General features: G+C 39.1%; 16 protein-coding genes. 9 read left to right on the top strand and 7 right to left on the bottom strand.

From position 1 onward, the window contains the following. Window positions 1-124: 124 nt before the first annotated feature. The 5 genes from CXF62_RS05410 (at window position 125) to CXF62_RS05390 (ending at window position 5,788) form a co-directional block, all read left to right on the top strand. A complete protein-coding gene (locus CXF62_RS05410) occupies window positions 125-2,734 on the top strand; it encodes a copper-transporting P-type ATPase (protein ID WP_102093203.1) in 2,610 nt (869 codons plus the stop codon). A 77-nt stretch (window positions 2,735-2,811) separates the two neighbouring features. Then, window positions 2,812-3,096, top strand: a complete 285-nt coding sequence (gene tatA, locus CXF62_RS05405; RefSeq protein ID WP_057758575.1) for a Sec-independent protein translocase subunit TatA — start codon at window positions 2,812-2,814, stop codon at window positions 3,094-3,096. Window positions 3,097-3,151: 55 nt separating this feature from the next. Next, window positions 3,152-3,538 carry a Sec-independent protein translocase protein TatB gene (gene tatB / locus CXF62_RS05400; protein WP_102093201.1) on the top strand — a complete coding sequence of 129 codons (387 nt, stop codon included), beginning with the start codon at window positions 3,152-3,154 and terminating at the stop codon, window positions 3,536-3,538. After that, a complete protein-coding gene (gene tatC / locus CXF62_RS05395; RefSeq protein ID WP_057758579.1) occupies window positions 3,535-4,359 on the top strand; it encodes a twin-arginine translocase subunit TatC in 825 nt (274 codons plus the stop codon). The genes tatB and tatC overlap by 4 nt, the downstream gene beginning before the upstream one ends. 136 nt (window positions 4,360-4,495) lie before the next feature. Next, window positions 4,496-5,788 carry an ATP-grasp domain-containing protein gene (locus CXF62_RS05390; protein ID WP_057758581.1) on the top strand — a complete coding sequence of 431 codons (1,293 nt, stop codon included), beginning with the start codon at window positions 4,496-4,498 and terminating at the stop codon, window positions 5,786-5,788. Window positions 5,789-5,828: 40 nt separating this feature from the next. Here the strand turns inward: CXF62_RS05390 and CXF62_RS05385 are convergent, their stop codons facing one another. Then, a complete protein-coding gene (locus CXF62_RS05385; protein WP_227511193.1) occupies window positions 5,829-6,164 on the bottom strand; it encodes a hypothetical protein in 336 nt (111 codons plus the stop codon). A 411-nt stretch (window positions 6,165-6,575) separates the two neighbouring features. Between CXF62_RS05385 and CXF62_RS05380 the strand changes: the two genes are divergently transcribed. Continuing rightward, window positions 6,576-6,965: a DUF6122 family protein gene (locus tag CXF62_RS05380; RefSeq protein ID WP_025652669.1), complete on the top strand. Its 390-nt coding sequence runs from the start codon at window positions 6,576-6,578 to the stop codon at window positions 6,963-6,965. A gap of 209 nt (window positions 6,966-7,174) precedes the next feature. Here CXF62_RS05380 and CXF62_RS05375 read toward each other — a convergent pair whose 3' ends face one another. From CXF62_RS05375 to CXF62_RS05355, 5 genes are all read right to left on the bottom strand, one after another. Next, entirely contained in the window at window positions 7,175-7,768 is a 594-nt protein-coding gene (locus tag CXF62_RS05375) for a hypothetical protein (protein ID WP_057758583.1), read from the bottom strand. Beyond that, complete coding sequence (locus CXF62_RS05370; RefSeq protein ID WP_102078716.1) at window positions 7,765-10,830, bottom strand: site-specific integrase; 3,066 nt, start codon at window positions 10,828-10,830, stop codon at window positions 7,765-7,767. The genes CXF62_RS05375 and CXF62_RS05370 overlap by 4 nt, the downstream gene beginning before the upstream one ends. After that, window positions 10,830-13,367 (bottom strand): hypothetical protein, encoded by a 2,538-nt coding sequence (locus CXF62_RS05365; RefSeq protein WP_057758587.1) that lies wholly within the window; start codon window positions 13,365-13,367, stop codon window positions 10,830-10,832. The genes CXF62_RS05370 and CXF62_RS05365 overlap by 1 nt, the downstream gene beginning before the upstream one ends. Window positions 13,368-13,485: 118 nt before the next feature. Further along, window positions 13,486-14,661 carry a site-specific integrase gene (locus tag CXF62_RS05360; protein WP_057758589.1) on the bottom strand — a complete coding sequence of 392 codons (1,176 nt, stop codon included), beginning with the start codon at window positions 14,659-14,661 and terminating at the stop codon, window positions 13,486-13,488. Window positions 14,662-14,663: 2 nt separating this feature from the next. Next, on the bottom strand, window positions 14,664-14,879 hold the full coding sequence (locus CXF62_RS05355) for a hypothetical protein (RefSeq protein ID WP_021813684.1): 216 nt from the start codon (window positions 14,877-14,879) through the stop codon (window positions 14,664-14,666). A 124-nt stretch (window positions 14,880-15,003) separates the two neighbouring features. Here CXF62_RS05355 and CXF62_RS05350 point away from each other — a divergent pair, with 124 nt between their 5' ends. The 3 genes from CXF62_RS05350 to CXF62_RS05340 all read left to right on the top strand — a co-directional run bounded on the left by CXF62_RS05350 (window position 15,004) and on the right by CXF62_RS05340 (window position 16,081). Beyond that, complete coding sequence (locus tag CXF62_RS05350) at window positions 15,004-15,225, top strand: helix-turn-helix domain-containing protein (protein WP_322868751.1); 222 nt, start codon at window positions 15,004-15,006, stop codon at window positions 15,223-15,225. Between the two features lie 225 nt (window positions 15,226-15,450). Next, window positions 15,451-15,729: a hypothetical protein gene (locus CXF62_RS05345; protein ID WP_057758591.1), complete on the top strand. Its 279-nt coding sequence runs from the start codon at window positions 15,451-15,453 to the stop codon at window positions 15,727-15,729. A gap of 31 nt (window positions 15,730-15,760) precedes the next feature. Then, on the top strand, window positions 15,761-16,081 hold the full coding sequence (locus tag CXF62_RS05340) for a hypothetical protein (protein ID WP_102078717.1): 321 nt from the start codon (window positions 15,761-15,763) through the stop codon (window positions 16,079-16,081). Window positions 16,082-16,176: 95 nt separating this feature from the next. Here the strand turns inward: CXF62_RS05340 and CXF62_RS05335 are convergent. Beyond that, window positions 16,177-16,443, bottom strand: a 267-nt coding sequence (locus CXF62_RS05335) for a hypothetical protein (RefSeq protein WP_206780876.1), incomplete at its 5' end; no start/stop codon positions are given.

Below are 16,443 nucleotides of genomic sequence, written 5' to 3'. Positions count from 1 at the left end.
GTATAGAAATTATTTTTTAGAGGTTTTTAGATTAATGATTAGATGAATAGCAATCGAGGATTGATGATAGTGCTTTAAGAGTTGTACTTATTATAAATATTTATTGTCTTCAAGGAGTGGTTTTATGAAACATATTGCCGATGAAAAATCTATCAAAGGTGGTCAGTACGATAAAGTACCAGAAAATTATAGTGGTACGGTTTATATCTGCCCGATGCATCCTGAGGTTAGAGATACTGAAAAGAGCGATTGTCCGATATGCGGCATGTTTCTTAAACCTGAAGACGAGGTTGCTGAATCCAACAACCATGAAGATAGTCATGCGCATTGTCATGGAGCGGATGCTAATAATAGTACTGAGTTAAAGTCTGTCGAAGACGATAAGTACGACAAGATACCGGAAAATTATAGCGGTACGGTCTATATTTGTCCTATGCATCCAGAAGTAAGAGATGTTGAAAAAAGTGACTGCCCAATATGTGGCATGTTTCTTAAACCTGAAGACGAAGTTGCTAAAGATGATAGTCACGCTAGCTGTCATGGAAAGGATACTGATAGTAGCGGAGTAAAATCTGTTAAAGGCGGTAAATACGATAAAGTACCTGCTGATTACGATGGCACGGTATATACCTGTCCTATGCATCCTGAAGTGAGAGACGTTAGAAATAGCGGTTGTCCGATATGTGGTATGGCGCTTGAGCCCGAAACGCTTACTATCGGTGAAGAGGACACCTCAGAGCTTGACGACATGACTCGTCGTTTTTGGATATGTACCGTGTTGACTGTACCGCTATTAATATATGTGATGAGCGGTATGTTTGGAGTTGACTTTAGTCAGTATGGTATACCTTCACAGGTTTTACAATGGGCTGAGTTAGTGCTCGCGACCCCTGTAGTGCTTTGGGGCGCCGCCCCGTTTTTCGTTCGTGGCTGGCAGTCTATAAAAAGCCGCAATCTAAATATGTTTACTTTGATTGCGATAGGCGTAGGCGCTGCTTATATTTTTAGTATTGTCGCGACCTTTTTTCCCGATATTTTCCCAGACAGTTTCAGAGATGCCTCTGGTCAAGTCGGAGTCTACTATGAAGCAGCAGCTGTCATTGTAACCTTGGTGCTACTGGGTCAAGTATTAGAGCTCAAAGCTAGAAGTCAAACTTCAGGTGCGATTAGAGCTTTGCTTGAGCTCGCACCACCAACCGCAAGACGTGTCGATGAAAACGGTGAAGAAGTCGAAGTCTCGCTTGATGAGGTCGTCACTGGCGATAAGCTACGGGTTAAACCAGGTGAGAAACTACCCGTAGATGGTACAGTGATCGATGGTAATAGTAGTGTTGATGAATCAATGGTGACGGGTGAGCCAATCCCTGTATCAAAAGTAGCAGGAGATACAGTGACTGGTGGTACGGTAAATGGCACCGGAACGCTATTAGTCGAAGCGGTCAATGTTGGAGCAGATTCAGTATTATCTAAAATTGTACAAATGGTTGCTGAAGCCCAGCGTAGCCGCGCGCCTATCCAGCGCTTGGTAGATCAAGTGGCGGGTTGGTTCGTACCTATTGTTATTGTCACCTCTATCATAACCTTTATTGTCTGGGCGATATTCGGCCCTGAGCCCGCTATGGCCTATGCTTTGGTTAACGCGATTGCGGTACTGATTATTGCTTGTCCTTGTGCCCTTGGTCTAGCGACGCCGATGTCCATTATGGTTGGTACCGGCAAAGGCGCGCAAAACGGCGTCCTCATCAAAAATGCTGAAGCGTTAGAGAGTATGGAAAAAGTCGATACCATTGTCGTCGACAAGACCGGAACACTGACCGCTGGTAAGCCCGAGCTTACCGCAATTGATGCGCAGGTAGGTCAAGATGAAGACGAGTTCCTCGCATTGGTAGCCTCAGTAGAAAGCGCTAGCGAGCATCCTTTAGCAGAAGCTATCGTTAGAGCAGCTCAAGAAAGATCACTCATTATTCCTAAAGCTACTGACTTTAATTCGACTACTGGCGAAGGCGTACAAGCCGTGGTCGATGGTAAGAAAGTCGCTATTGGTAACTCTAAGCTTATGGAAAGCCTAAATAGTTTTGATAATGAGCTGTCCACTAAAGCTGATGTCCGTAGAAAAGACGGTGAAACGGTAATGTTTGTGGCTATAGACGGTAAAGCTGCTGGTATTATTTCAGTTGCTGACCCTATTAAACCAAGCACTAAAGAGGCTATTTCACTGCTTCATGACGCAGGTTTAAAAGTTGTGATGCTAACCGGTGACAACGAAAAAACCGCGCAGGCAGTCGCCAATAAACTAGGTATTGATGAAGTTCATGCGGATGTCTCACCAGAGGATAAAAACCGTATCGTCAAAGAAATGCAAGACAGCGGTAAATTGGTCGCTATGGCGGGTGATGGTATCAACGACGCACCAGCGCTAGCGCAAGCTAATGTTGGTATCGCTATGGGAACCGGTACCGATGTGGCGATGGAGAGTGCGGGCATTACCCTGCTAAAAGGTGATTTAATGGGCATTGCCAAAGCTTATAAGCTTAGCCACGCCACCATGCGCAATATCAGACAGAATCTGTTTTTTGCCTTTATCTACAATGCACTTGGTGTTCCTATTGCCGCAGGTGTGCTCTATCCCATATTTGGGCTTCTGCTCAGTCCGATGATAGCAGCGGCAGCGATGAGCTTGTCGTCATTCTCGGTGATTGCTAACGCGCTTAGACTACGTAGGTTAGACTTGTGATATGAATGTTAGGAAAAATTGTCAAAACGTAATGCCCAATACGGGTTTTATTAGAATTTAAAAATAAGGATATCGTTATGGGTAGTTTTTCTATTACACATTGGCTGATTTTATTGGTTGTGGTGGTGGTCGTATTTGGCACCGCTAAGCTTAAAAATGCTGGTAAAGATTTAGGCGGTGCAGTAAAGGGTTTTAAAGAAGCAGTCAAAGATGAAGAAACCGAGCATGCTCGCAATAATCGTGCACTTGACCATGAAAATAGTAGTCCAGTTGCAAGTAATGATTTAAATACACAGGTAGGGGCTCAGGCTGATGATACAGAAATCAGCCCTGTCACCACTGATGATCAGCACAAAGTATGAAGCGAGCCGCTTATAAATAGCGGCACTAAATAGTCTTTTAATATATGTGACTGTTATGTTTGATATCGGGTTTTCCGAGTTACTCTTGTTTGGCATCATTGCTTTAATCGTATTGGGCCCAGAAACACTGCCGCAGGCCGCGCGTACGGCTGGGCAATGGTATGCCAAACTGCGCCGTACAGTATCCACTCTACAGTCTGAAATAGAAGCTGAGCTTGATCTGGCTGAAACGCGCCAACAAATGCAAAATGAGCTTGCAAAAATTCGTCAGACTGAGTCAGATATGAAGCGTGAACTAGCAGAGATGCGCGGTAGTATGCAAAAATTTGAGCAGTCGCAGAACCAAAGCTTAGACGCTTCACATCAACCAATCACCTCTTATGATAAAGAGCATCAACCGAATACTTCCTCCTCGTTCATTAAACAGGAGGCGGATCAGTGAGCCTATTTAAAAAGCGAAAAAGTCGACAAGAAAAAATCGCTGCTACGGAACTTGAGGCGCCAACAGATACAACACAGAATAATGAGTCTGGAGATAGGTTAGGTACGCTCAGTGATATGCCTATCACTGAACACTTGATTGAACTACGCAAGCATCTCATCAAAATATGCGTGGCCGTCTTGATTATATTCTTAGCATTGGTAGGGTTTTCACGAGAGCTCTATAATCTTTTATCAGACCCATTAGTGGCGCAGTTACCCATCAATTCGACCATGATTGCCACTGATATAACGTCAAACTTTATGGCACCCATTCGCTTAACGGTTTTTGTCGCTGCATTTTTAGCGATGCCTTATATCCTGTATCAAATTTGGTCGTTTGTCGCCGCTGGCTTATATAAGAAAGAGAAGAAAATTGCTATTCCTGTGCTGTTGTCTTCGATATTTCTATTTTATACGGGGGTTGCTTTTGCCTACTTTGTCGTGCTCAAAGGTGTATTGAAATTTTTTATCCTATTCGCGCCGCAGAACGTTATACCGATGACCGATATTGATAGCTATCTGAGCTTTGCCCTCAAGTTGTTTATGGTGTTTGGACTGACTTTTGAGATTCCAGTGGTTACCTTACTACTGATAATGGTTGGAATCGTTTCTACTCAGAGTTTAGCAGACAAGCGTCGTTATATCATTGTCGGCTGCTTTGCGGTTGCAGCGGTAGTAACACCGCCTGATGGCATATCCATGCTCTTGCTAGCGATTCCTATGTGGCTATTGTTTGAGTTGGGTTTATTCTTAGCAAAAATGTTAATCAAAGAGGAATGAAGCACCGCTTTAGACTCAGGAAGTGAGACATTAAAAAGCAACTAGCATCATCGTAAAAACGCCAAATACCCCTTTTGTTTTTTGCTGTTTACTAGAGTATGTCAGCGTAAGCACTCTACTTAACGACGAGGTTTAAATGGAACACTTAACCAGCAACAACGAAGAAACTAATGACGGTCTTGCAAATCAACTGAATCAAGAGTGCTACTGCATTACTCTCAATCGTAAAGCGCTCAATACAAGCCTTCAAGATCAATTAATGGAAACTAGAAACAATCCAATAGGAGCGAACGAGCTTAATAAGCTTTTTTCAGCAACACCAGTGTTCGTCCCTAAAACAGAGATAGAGACAATGGTGCGAATCGTCGCAGCTATTGAGTCGGCTGCTAAACTTCCATCTTACCAACAGCAAGTATTGTCATGGGCACCCAAAATTGCTGCTTTCGATCCAGGGCCAATAGGAGCCTTTATGGGTTATGACTTTCACTTAGGTAGCGATGGCCCTCAACTTATTGAGATCAATACTAACGCTGGAGGCGCATTTTTAAACGTAGCACTTGCCCGTGCACAAAAACAATGCTGCCACCCTTCTGAGCAAAGTGCTGATATTACTAAAATGCTTGATGGGTTTGAAGAAGCTGTCACTAGCATGTTCATACAAGAGTGGCAGCGACAATCAGCTACTGCCATGCCTAATCGCATAGCTATTATCGATAATGACCCTAAGAATCAGTTCATGTTTTTGGAGTTCCAGTTAGCACGTCAACTGCTCCAAGCTAAGGGCGTTGACACTGTGATACTAGATCCCTCTGAACTCGACTATGTCGATGGTGCTCTGACAGCCCATGGACAGAAAATCGATATGATATACAATCGTCTGGTCGACTTTGCATTTGAAAACCCTAACCACGCCGTGCTTAAAAGTGCTTATCTAGAGGGTGCTGTGGTGGTGACACCCAATCCCCATGTACATGCTATGTTGGCCAATAAGCAAAACCTGACCTTGCTATCCGATTCGCAGACATTGCGCGCTTGGGGTCTAGATGAGGCTGCAGCGAGGTACCTTGAAAAGTCGATACCAAAGACTAAGCTTGTATCAAAAGACGAGGCAGCAGCGTTGTGGCGTACTCGGCGACAGCTGTTTTTTAAGCCAGTTGCTGGTCATGGAAGCAAAGGGGTCTATCGCGGTAGCAAGCTGACTCGACGCGTTTTTGAGAACATTCTTGATGAGGATTATATCGTACAGACCTTTGTTCCTGCAGGAGAGCGATCAATAAAAATTGATGACACTGTAACAACGAGAAAGGTGGATATACGTCTTTATACGTATGACGGACAACTGCTACTACCTGCGGCGCGTGTGTATCAAGGTCAGACGACTAATTTCCGTACACCAGGAGGTGGGTTTGCGCCCGTCTTTCAGGTGTAATGAGCTAAATAGCACCAACTGCTCTTAATGCTAACCTCTATTAATTGGATATCTGCCAACCTAGGAACATCCACTTGACAGTGTAGATTAACAGTATCGGAATGACCACCCACTGAACGAGCGGCAACGCACCTATGCTTAATAACGGAACATCAGGCATCAGCCCACTATAATTCCACCTTTGGCCAGCGCCAGTTGCCCAGTATTCAAAGAGTATTGTTACGGTCAGGCCAACGCCAAGGTATATCGATAAAGTCGACAGACGCCACGGCTTTGCAATCCAAAGCCAATCTTTTACAAATAACGCCGCAAGCACGTAGGCGCCAAAAGCAATATTGGCATCACCGACGGTCGCACGCGTACAAAGCCAGACCACGTCCCAGTGTCTCGCTTCGGCCATACCGGAGAAGAACGGTACCTGTGCCATCTCCCAAAAAAAATGGAGAAAGAAACTTACGCTCCATATCATTAGGGCAAGCACTGCTGATGTCGCTGCTCGGCGGGATAGGTTTGCAAGAGTCATCATTCCTCCAAAAATAGCCATAGCAATAAATGCAGTTCCATGTTTACTCGTTCGTTATTACCAGACCGAAACGCCGCTTACTGGCGTCTCCCAACGGCAGATTAGTATGTTACTTGCTGCGCGTGTTTATTAAGGTCAGGTGACTAACTTCCGTACGTCAGGTGGTGGATTCGTGCTTGCCTTTCAGGTGTGAAGGTATACCTCAGATCGTGTATGATACTCTTAGAACAATTTTTAAAACACCCTCTTAGTTCGGAAAAAGCGATGAGTCAAACCGTTATCCATTATTTTCTACATTTTGGCATGCCGTTGATTATCGCCTATATGTTTTTTCGTAGTGACTATAAGCGAGTTTATTTGATCCTAATAGCAACCATGCTAGTTGATTTAGATCATCTGCTAGCGACACCTATCTTTTCGCCCAATCGTTGTAGTATTAATTTCCATCCGCTACATACTTATTATGCGATGGCAGTATATGCGGGCATGTTGTTTCTACCAAAGCCCTATAAGATAATTGGTTTAGGGTTATTACTGCATATGTTGACTGATTTAAATGACTGTATAATGACCTATATTAATTGTCCACAGTGTTTGAGTCAGGCTCCTGCCCGTGAGTTGGTAGCGTGGTTAGGCAGAGCTATTAAGTTTTAATACGGTTGTGACTACATCCCTTTGTATCTCTCTCATAAATCATCTCTTTAATGACTCCTAGAAGTAGATATATCGCTATCCAATCCTGAATAAGTCCTCGCATTAGATCGCTTGTGTTCCAATTCGAGGATTAAGGTTGTCTAGCTTGTTACTCTAAGCTTAGTGAGATAGCTCTGTTTCTAATCAGGCATAGCGGAAAGAATTAACCGCTACTTCTTTAGTTTAGTATGACTATTCAATGTGCCACGTGTTGTATCAAGCAGATCGGCGACGTTATTTAATAAAATGTAATCTTTTGGGGTTTTTGATTCCCTATTGAATATTTCACTCCATATCTGACTTTTATACTCTTGCATTATTGTTTTAAGGCTTGGATACATAAGCCCAGGTTTAGCTAACGAGAGTATTGATATTGCTCGGATAAAGTCCATGTATATAAAGTCAATCACATCCTGATCAAATTCTTTCTTAACTTGTTTCTTATGCTCAGGCTTAGAGTCTTTTTTAGAGGTTTTATAACTTAAGAAAATAGTATTGTTGTTATTAATATCTTTGAGGTTAAATACAGGTGAAAAACAACCACCAATGAGTAAATACTCATTCACATCCTTATTTACTAACGATACATTATGAATAGGTAAACTGTTATAACAATCAAACTTAGTCTGCATAGATTTAATATAGGCTTCTTGACCACCACTTAAGTAGGCTTTCACTATTAGCTTAGTTAGTTGGCTAGCCAACGGATGAAGACTAATTTTAGTGCTACTATTAATGCTGATAGACTTTGCTGACAGATTCATGGCTTGTGATCTCCTAAATTAATTCTTTGCCCTATCATAATGAAAGCGTAATGACAGAAAATTTGTAAAGTTCTAACGGTCCATTGCTTGATTGGGAGATTTGATTTCTCTCTATTATTAAGCCTAGTCTGCTCAGTTTGGCTAGATAGTGATAATTCAGCACGGATCTGCTTTTTGTATATCTTGCCGTTTAATTTATCAGCTACATTGCACTTTTTTATTTGAGATGAGGCAAGTAATTTCATCACAGGCTTCCATTGCTCTTTATCATCATCGCTAGCTTGTGCATAATGGTATATTTTTAAATTAATATTTTTTTTAAAGACTAGTTGTCCTAATACTTGTATATAGCTATATAGATCTAATGCTTGATCAAAACTAATATGATTTTTATGGTATTGGGAGTTCATAAGCGTATGCGCTATAAACTGAAGCATAGATTCTCGTCTTTTTTCTATCTTATATAAGTCACGAAATTTATTGGTCATCTGCATGAGTATGTTGTTATCTTCGACATACCTGTCGAATACCGGTAATAAGCTCATATTATCATCAGGCGCGAATAATCTTGAATTACCATGTATGGTTTTAAAAGAAGGGTGATCTTGCAACTGCTGAGCGTTATTAAGCCATATTTCAAAAGTATTTTGATCAAGCTTATAAATATCCATTTTTTCCTTGAAATCTTCTTCCTTATCATGTACCTCAAGAGTCTGACGGACTTCATCGAATGAATATCTTTTTGGCTTTGTAGATGTTTTATCTTCTGTCTTTAGTAGTTCACTATGTTTTGGTTTAGGCAGTGGTTTAAGTTTGAGCTTGTTAAGCAAATAATAATTAATTGCAGTAGGTGTAGCACCTAACAGCTTTTCCCTACGTCTCGGAACGCTTAGTAATTTATAGTGTTTAGCCGTCAACTGGTAATCCATGTGCCAAAGTAGCAATCCAATCTGAATGTCAGTCAAATGCACATAAGAGTCAAAAGTAGTGCTAGGACTGGCATGTCCAGCTACTCCAGCTAAGGCATATATTTTTTTGTATTGTAGGGATGTCTCAATATAAGCCAATATTTTACAAGACTTGTCTTCGTCATAAGGTAATAAGTCTTTTAAAGTTTGAGAGCATTGATGCCCATTAAAAGCATTAGCTTTATCATACAAAAATGACATTAATTGAAAATTAGTTAAGAAGCTATGTCTTAAATGATGGGTCGTGAGATGAGAAAGTCCTGTTGTAGTTTTAATTAACTGAGATATGGTTTTTGATAAATCACTGGCACGATAAGCCATACCAGCTTGATTAGCGATTAAGGTATCCCCTTTACTTTTACTACGCCTAAGCTCGACTCTCTTGAAAAACGACATTTCTGAATTTGTTAAAAGTTGTTCTAACAATGTCCGTCTTAAGGCAGAACCCGTTTTATTATTACCATATTTATTATTACGCACTTCTAGATAAGCTGAAGTTATAGCCACATCTTTTAATCTAATCTTAACTATTTCACCTATCCTGAGTCCACAGCGCTGCCCTAAAATCAAAGCGAGCTTCACCGCTTCTATTTCATCCTTAGTCATTTCAAGATTGTCAGCATTATTAAGAATAGCCTGAAACATGGTTTCTGAAAGATAGCCTGTCCTATGATGCGCTCGCTTGGTAGATGAAAAAGGTGCAATAGGTTCAATGCCATGATGATTAACTAAATATGCATGTATCTCATCAATATTAGTGGCAATAGCATTTTGAGCGTCTTTAGACTTACCAAGTTCGATAAGTTCGCTATAAAGTTGAATATAATCCTCTTCAGTATGATCCTCAAATGCAACACCTTGAGTTAATGATAACCAGCGATTCGTAATACCACCGCTATGAGTCCGCATGCTGCTTACCTTTTTACTAGTCACTGTTTTCGTCAGTAACCAACCTACGATTGCAAGCTCACTCAAAGGAGCGTTGTTCGTTAATAAACGTTCATATAGCTGCTTGAGACCAATTGTGAATCTAGCCATTGAGGTTTTTCCATCTTTAGTCGTTTTCAATAGCTTTGCAATCTCAACGGTAATGGTAGGATTGCCTTTTTTAGGTTCCACTGCGACATCTTTGTGACACTCAATGTTAATAGCTATCTTAGTAGTGGGCTTATGAGATATGCTAAAGATTAAAGACTGCCAGTTAGCTATTGACAGGCCATATGTCGTCTCCAAACCAAGTAGTAGATACCAAGTATGTTCTGGCAGATCTAAAAATAGATAATCTTCTAAAACATAGACCGCACCTATCAAAAACTCTTCTAAAGTCATAGATAGGTGATTTTGGCTAAGAGATTTTGTCATCTTTAACATTTGATAAAGATTTTGAACATCAGTACTAGACTTTAATTTTCTAGTTTCATTCCCTTTGACATAGAGCTTGATCAAATAGCTCGTTAATGGCGATAAAAAGACTTTTACCTCATGCACCGCTTTTGAATTGCTATAAGTATTAGTATGATAGCTATCGTCGTCAATAATGAGAGTTACTACAGGCAGTTCAAATATGCTTTCTATAGTTAATGATTTGTCACTGATGCAAGATATAATCGTTTGCAATACTGGCTTTCTCAATATAGCACTGTGGAAAATCAGTGATAGCATCAAATCTGTGATAGTAATCTCGTAAGCTTTGCTAGCTATACTATCCATCCAATATAAATAAAAATCTAATATTTGCTTTTTTTCAGAAAAGGTCACTTTATTTCTAAAGGACTTTGGACGGTATGAGGTAACGATAAGCTTTGGAAAGCCAATAGCAATGTCCTTATCTTCAATATAGTTTTGACAGCAGTTTACTGCTTCGTTATATCCTTCTACATAACTAAGATAGCCCTGAAAGTGTTTGTTTTCTGATAATCTCTTATCAAGCTGCTCCCACATAGCATTAAATATTGTTTGAGGATCACTTGAGGCAATAATTTGGTCAAAATCTATAGACTCTTTGACCAGTCGTTTGGATAAGTTTTTACGCTTCGAGGTTTCCTTATGTCTATTTTCTGAACGCTGGTCAATAGCTGATTTACGCTGAGCCATTATCTAGTCTCCAAACTTATGACTTTAAAGCCGTTATATTTAATTATTCCATTAAGCTCATCAGAGAATCGGCGCAACTCGCTCCTTCTAAGTCCACTGTGCTTATCGTAGTAGTCAAAACCAAGCTCATCAGCGTGACCCATCCAAGCGCCAATTACATCGTGACCGAAGCTATTAGATAATGATGAGTTAGGCTTAGCAGAAAAGATTCCAACTTCTAGGCTTTTATAAGATCGTATAAAGTGACGATGCCAGTTTGATGGGAGATCTAAAATTTTAGACAGTCTTCCGTGAATAAATGTTTTGGTAAGACTAACTTCAGTAATAGTGTTAGTTTTTTCATCCAGCTTTAGATAAGTAATAAGGCCAATATTACTGTCAAGAATATCTGAGTAAATATCACCTAGACTATTACCCAGACTATTTAAAATAAAGGCATTACTCTTTAAATACTTGATGTACTGCTCAATCTGTTGATTTGCTATATCAGGTAGATAAATATATCTGCCTCGAGTATGTTGACGGTTTTCCTTGTCGCTAATAAAATATTTTTTAGTTCTAACATCTATATCTACAAGCCTACCAAAAGGTTCACGTACGGGACGATAACCGCTTGAGACCGAGAGCAGAACATATAAATAATCAGTAAAAATATTATGTAGGTCAACTATAGATCTAGGATTGAGAGTTTTTTTATCCCAAAGGGCAGAATTGATCTGAGTGATTAAATCGCTAACTATAGATGTTAAGCGGCTTTCTCTTATGGCTAAAACACTACCTATTTGTTTATCCCAATATCCTGTAACTCTTTCGTCAGGTAATTCAAAAAATTGATATTCTTCATTACATTTGGATTCATCGCTGACTGTATTAAATGCTATATCATACAAATGATCATTAAAATCATATTGGCATAAGAATAAATCTAGCTGGCTAACATTAAAGTAAGGAAGTGCTGAAGAATGGTGTATTGGTTTGCTAATTAGAACATTAACTAAAGCTTGATCTCGACCACTCTGTATGAGGTAGTGTTCTAAATAGTTCTTAACTTTATTAAAAGTTAATCTAGTTTTGCTCTTCTTATTTATAGCCTTTAGAGCCTCACTGGCCTTTTGTTTGACCTCCTCCAAAACCTTTGTGCTTATGTTACGTAAAAGATGAGAATATATATTGCCAACTGCAATAGGGTAGAAAAGATTGAGAGTAGATGTATTATCTGCGCATAGTTTAGAATCCCAGTTTTCTTGAACTTTACTACGAGTAGGTGCAAACTCTAGTGGATACCGATAGCATAAATAACTCTCCCTCAAATCTTCTGAGATAAGTAGTTCAGATCTACCTGTCAATAAAATTATTAGTAGATATAAAGAAGTTTGATGGTCTAGATCATATTCAATGTTTAAAGTACCTTGTTCATCATTGTTGTCAGCATTTATACTTCTGATATCTAAACTCATCAGACTATTGAGTAAATATGTGACTAAAATCTGTACTTCATCAGCATGTGCAACATTTACATCAGTTACCTGACTTAAAGTCCGTTGATGTCTACAGTTAACTTGTTGTTCAGCTCTGATTTTATCTAGATAGTAGTTTGTAGGTTGCTCGAAATTAACCTGCTCAAACGATTGCTCTTCATCGTCTTGGCGTTCTTGGTCTTCAAATCCATTTGCTTCGCTAGCATTTTCTGATATGTAGGTGAGATCGCTAACAGTATTGCCAGTGATATCATCTTTATCCTGTAAGATACTTATAATCTTATGAGTCTCAGTCGTCACGCGAGTAATGCCGGAGTCATTTTTGAAATAGTTTTCGATTGGTAAGATATATTCGTAAAGGTATTTAGCTATACGTTCATTGATTTCAAATTGAGCTTCAACAGATGATAGAGATGTCTCTTTACTTAATAATCTATTCTTGTACTTCTGTATTTCAAAATCAAAAGTTAGGGGCCGCTCATCAAGCCATCTAGTGTAGCTATCGTTTTGTTGAGCATTAATAAGAAACTCCTCAATATCCTTTAGGCTTTTCAATTCTGTTACATCAGGTAAAAACGGAACTAAAAATTCACGAGTTTTGTTCGTTAAAAATCTGCATTCATCGAGCGTAGTTTCAATTCGACTATCATAGTCAGTTAACTCAACCATCCTTAAACATAGAAAAAAGTAGACAGCACGGATAGTATTTATTTTAGACGAGTCTGCTCGATGGATTAAAAAGGTAATTAGATAGAGATCTTTTAAATGCAGATGAGGCTTTCTAATATTTTCTAAAAATACTTTATGAGCAATTCCATTTTCGTATATCTGTAATTCATGCGTCTTCGTCAAATTACTATTCACATCTAATGTTTTTATCCATTCAGACAATGTTCGATACTCATCTTTCAATTCTGATCTAAATTGCTCAGGTAAGGTATCTTTTAAAAATTTTAGCTCGATAAGTAATATTTCAAGATCATTGCCATTAGCGAAATCAAGGAGATTTAGCTTCAACCAATCCTTAATATTTGTAGAGTTACTATCTTTATTAGCCATTATGCTGCTACCGTTACAAGTCATTCAAATAACTGTAGCTTCATTAATGTAAAGCATCCAGCATTAAAATCGAAAAAAGACATCTATTTGGATGTCTTTTTGTTAAACATAGGTATTTTCATGGATTTTGTATTATACCTCGCTCTATCAGTAGCTTATCTAAAGCACTCCCATCCTGACGAGTTAGATTGGGCACATAACGTGAATACACTGTGAATAACATTGTAGTGCTGCTATGACCCATTTGCGCAGCAATCCATTCAGGAGACTCGCCTGCAGCAAGCCAAAGAGTGGCAGCCGTATGTCTACTTTGATAGGGATTACGTATATCAAGCTCCAGATATCGCAATAACGGATACCAAACTCTCTTTGTCACATTGCGATGACTCAAAGGAGTACCTGCTTTTGTACTAAACACAAACTCACTTCGATGTTTAGTGAAGCTCTGCTGCTCAATCAATGCATCGTAAACCAGTTGATTCATGTGGATAATACGATTAGAGCCGGAAGTTTTAGTGTCACCTATAACACCTCCAACAATTGCTTGATCAATAACGATTTGTCTACGTTCAAAGTCAATATTTTTCCACGGTAAACCGTCAATTTCACCTGTACGCATGCCTGTAAAAAACCGTACTGTGAAATATGGCTTATAGTCTACTCTGACGTTGTCAATGATGAGCATGACTTCCTCTAAGGTAAAAGGACTAACATTACTTTTAGGTACACTTAGTGGCTTTATATTCTTCCAAGGGTTCTCAAAATCAAAACGCTCAGATGCTTCGGTAATCACCATACGTAATGGCGTCATAATGTGGTTGATTCGAGATGCTGATAAAAGTCGTCCACTATTTCCTTCCTTGACTAGATTACCCCGAAAAGCCATTATTTTAGCTTTGTTTATGGTATTTAGTGGCACATTGCCAAAATGGGGAAGTAGATAAATCTTAAGTATGTTTTCTACATTAGTTATCTGAGAGCACCGCCATTCCGGTTTTTTTTCCTCTAACCAAACTCTGCTAAAGCAATCAAATCCTGAGCTTGAGTCCTTATGGCTATTCGTTGATCTCATGAGCTCTAAGCTTTGAAACTGCTCAAGCTTTTTACTCTGTGGAAAATAGTTTTCATATCGAAAACTACCTAATTGAATCTCTGCTTGCATTTTACTAACGAAATTTTCTAGACGCTTTCGATTAGGCTTAGTGTCTGCCAGTAAGGTTTGCTCTCTACAACGTTGGCCTATGTATCGAAAATCTACATATAGGTTGCCATTACGGCTATTGATACTCGCCATGATTACGCTCCCGCTGCAAATGGAATGTTATCGTCGTAGCCTGTCAGCATTAACTCTTCAATCTTTTGCCATATGAAAAGAATTTTTCTACCTCCAAATGGTTTGATGTAATGAACGCCCTCAATGAATACCGCATCCTTAAGTTGATTGCGTATTGTCTTGCTGTCATATTTAATACGTTGTGACAGCTCTTCGGTTGTTAAATAGGTATAACTCATAGTAAAATCCTTACTAAAGATTAAAGTGTTATTATCTAATAGCTTTATGACCTGCTATAGAACATAATTTACACTAAAAATCATCTTTTGCAAGACATTTTTATCTACAGTAGGTTATTTTATTATGGGGGAGGTTATGGTGAAATGTAATTTATCTAGAATTATGGGCGAAAAAAGACTTAAGATTGCCGATGTGTCTAGAGATACAGATGTCAACAGAGGCACAATCACACGTATGTATAACGAAGAAGCGACCAGAGTGGATCTAGAGGTAGTAGAAAAGCTATGCTTATATTTAGATATTGAAGTGGGCGACCTTTATGAGCTAGTTAAGGAAGAAGAATAAACTTTCCTCCTTTTAAAATTCAAGATAGTGCTGCGCTTATCAGTTATTACACCAAATAATACGCAGCAATATAGTTTCTCAAATGAGTTAAATGTTCTATTAAGTAATAAAAAGCTCTATAGAAGGTCATTTTGATTTGCATCAGCTCAAAATGTATGTATAATTCAATCTGTAGGAAGTCATTACGACTAACAGAAAGAAATATTAATCTACAGGAGGTTATACATGAACACATTTATTAAGTCACCGCATGCTTCAATCTGGTTAAGCGCCGAAGCGATATCGCTATCTACCAAGCTTATGGTAAACCTGCAAATACAACAGGGCTCGCAGTTAGCAAGAATGCTAGGCGTTAACCCCCTTTTCTACAATGATGAAGCGGTTAGGATATGGGTTCAACGTGAGCTCAATGAGGGGTTAGCGCTAAATCATTATGCATTAACGAATCTTGAGACCAAATTTTTGGACATTATGAATCACTACGATATTCCTTATTCGTTGTGATCAACGTTAACTATTTGGTTTGGAGATAACCATGAGCTTAAAACTTATTTTTAGCGCCAATGCAGATCAGTCCGACATACAACTATGTGAAGACTATTGGGCATACGGGCATAATGGACGGTATGTAGAGCATATAGAAACGCTCTGTAGACAGTATAGTGTTGATTATCATATTTTGTTTGGTGTATTAGCGGAGTGCCAAGCTTACTTAGATGATGTGCACTGTGAGTACTGTGGACGGCCTTATCAACTTGATGTACCAGCGGATATACCTTATATCAGAAAACAATCATCTTGGTTCTGCGAATCATGTATTAGTTTTTCTGGCGGGCAGCTTACAGTTGGTAGGTGAGATTTAAGAGCAGTAATAATAACCAAATAGTCTATCGGTTATTTGGTTATTATTATGTCATAAGATAAAGAAGTTTCTATTTAGAGCGATCTAGCTTATTTTGACTCTAATACCTTCTGAAAAGGTGGATTAACTATACCTTCTGGTACTAGAATATTATCTTCAGGGTGTATAGCTATTTTTTCAATATCATTAATACCGATTTCCCAAGCTTGCTTGACATGAATTTCTTTTATACTGATAGCGGAATCAAACTCAACTTCTGGATATTGATTTCCTTTGATCATATAGGCTGGCGCTAATCTAAAGCTTTTGAACTTATTGTACGATTCTTCAAACTGCATCCAACTTGAGTCATTATT

Source organism: Psychrobacter sp. MES7-P7E (assembly GCF_002863645.1).
Lineage (GTDB): Bacteria > Pseudomonadota > Gammaproteobacteria > Pseudomonadales > Moraxellaceae > Psychrobacter.
This window is presented reverse-complemented; position numbering and strand designations above follow the sequence as displayed.

What these genes read in the sequence shown, in the direction of transcription:
- CXF62_RS05370 (WP_102078716.1), bottom strand. Translation starts at nt 10,830, where the DNA reads ATGGCTCAGCGTAAATCAGCTATTGACCAGCGTTCAGAAAATAGACAT.
- CXF62_RS05410 (WP_102093203.1), top strand. Translation starts at nt 125, where the DNA reads ATGAAACATATTGCCGATGAAAAATCTATCAAAGGTGGTCAGTACGAT.
- tatB (WP_102093201.1), top strand. Translation starts at nt 3,152, where the DNA reads ATGTTTGATATCGGGTTTTCCGAGTTACTCTTGTTTGGCATCATTGCT.
- CXF62_RS05380 (WP_025652669.1), top strand. Translation starts at nt 6,576, where the DNA reads ATGAGTCAAACCGTTATCCATTATTTTCTACATTTTGGCATGCCGTTG.
- CXF62_RS05360 (WP_057758589.1), bottom strand. Translation starts at nt 14,661, where the DNA reads ATGGCGAGTATCAATAGCCGTAATGGCAACCTATATGTAGATTTTCGA.
- CXF62_RS05340 (WP_102078717.1), top strand. Translation starts at nt 15,761, where the DNA reads ATGAGCTTAAAACTTATTTTTAGCGCCAATGCAGATCAGTCCGACATA.
- CXF62_RS05375 (WP_057758583.1), bottom strand. Translation starts at nt 7,768, where the DNA reads ATGAATCTGTCAGCAAAGTCTATCAGCATTAATAGTAGCACTAAAATT.
- CXF62_RS05365 (WP_057758587.1), bottom strand. Translation starts at nt 13,367, where the DNA reads ATGGCTAATAAAGATAGTAACTCTACAAATATTAAGGATTGGTTGAAG.
- CXF62_RS05390 (WP_057758581.1), top strand. Translation starts at nt 4,496, where the DNA reads ATGGAACACTTAACCAGCAACAACGAAGAAACTAATGACGGTCTTGCA.
- tatA (WP_057758575.1), top strand. Translation starts at nt 2,812, where the DNA reads ATGGGTAGTTTTTCTATTACACATTGGCTGATTTTATTGGTTGTGGTG.
- CXF62_RS05355 (WP_021813684.1), bottom strand. Translation starts at nt 14,879, where the DNA reads ATGAGTTATACCTATTTAACAACCGAAGAGCTGTCACAACGTATTAAA.
- CXF62_RS05345 (WP_057758591.1), top strand. Translation starts at nt 15,451, where the DNA reads ATGAACACATTTATTAAGTCACCGCATGCTTCAATCTGGTTAAGCGCC.
- CXF62_RS05350 (WP_322868751.1), top strand. Translation starts at nt 15,004, where the DNA reads ATGGGGGAGGTTATGGTGAAATGTAATTTATCTAGAATTATGGGCGAA.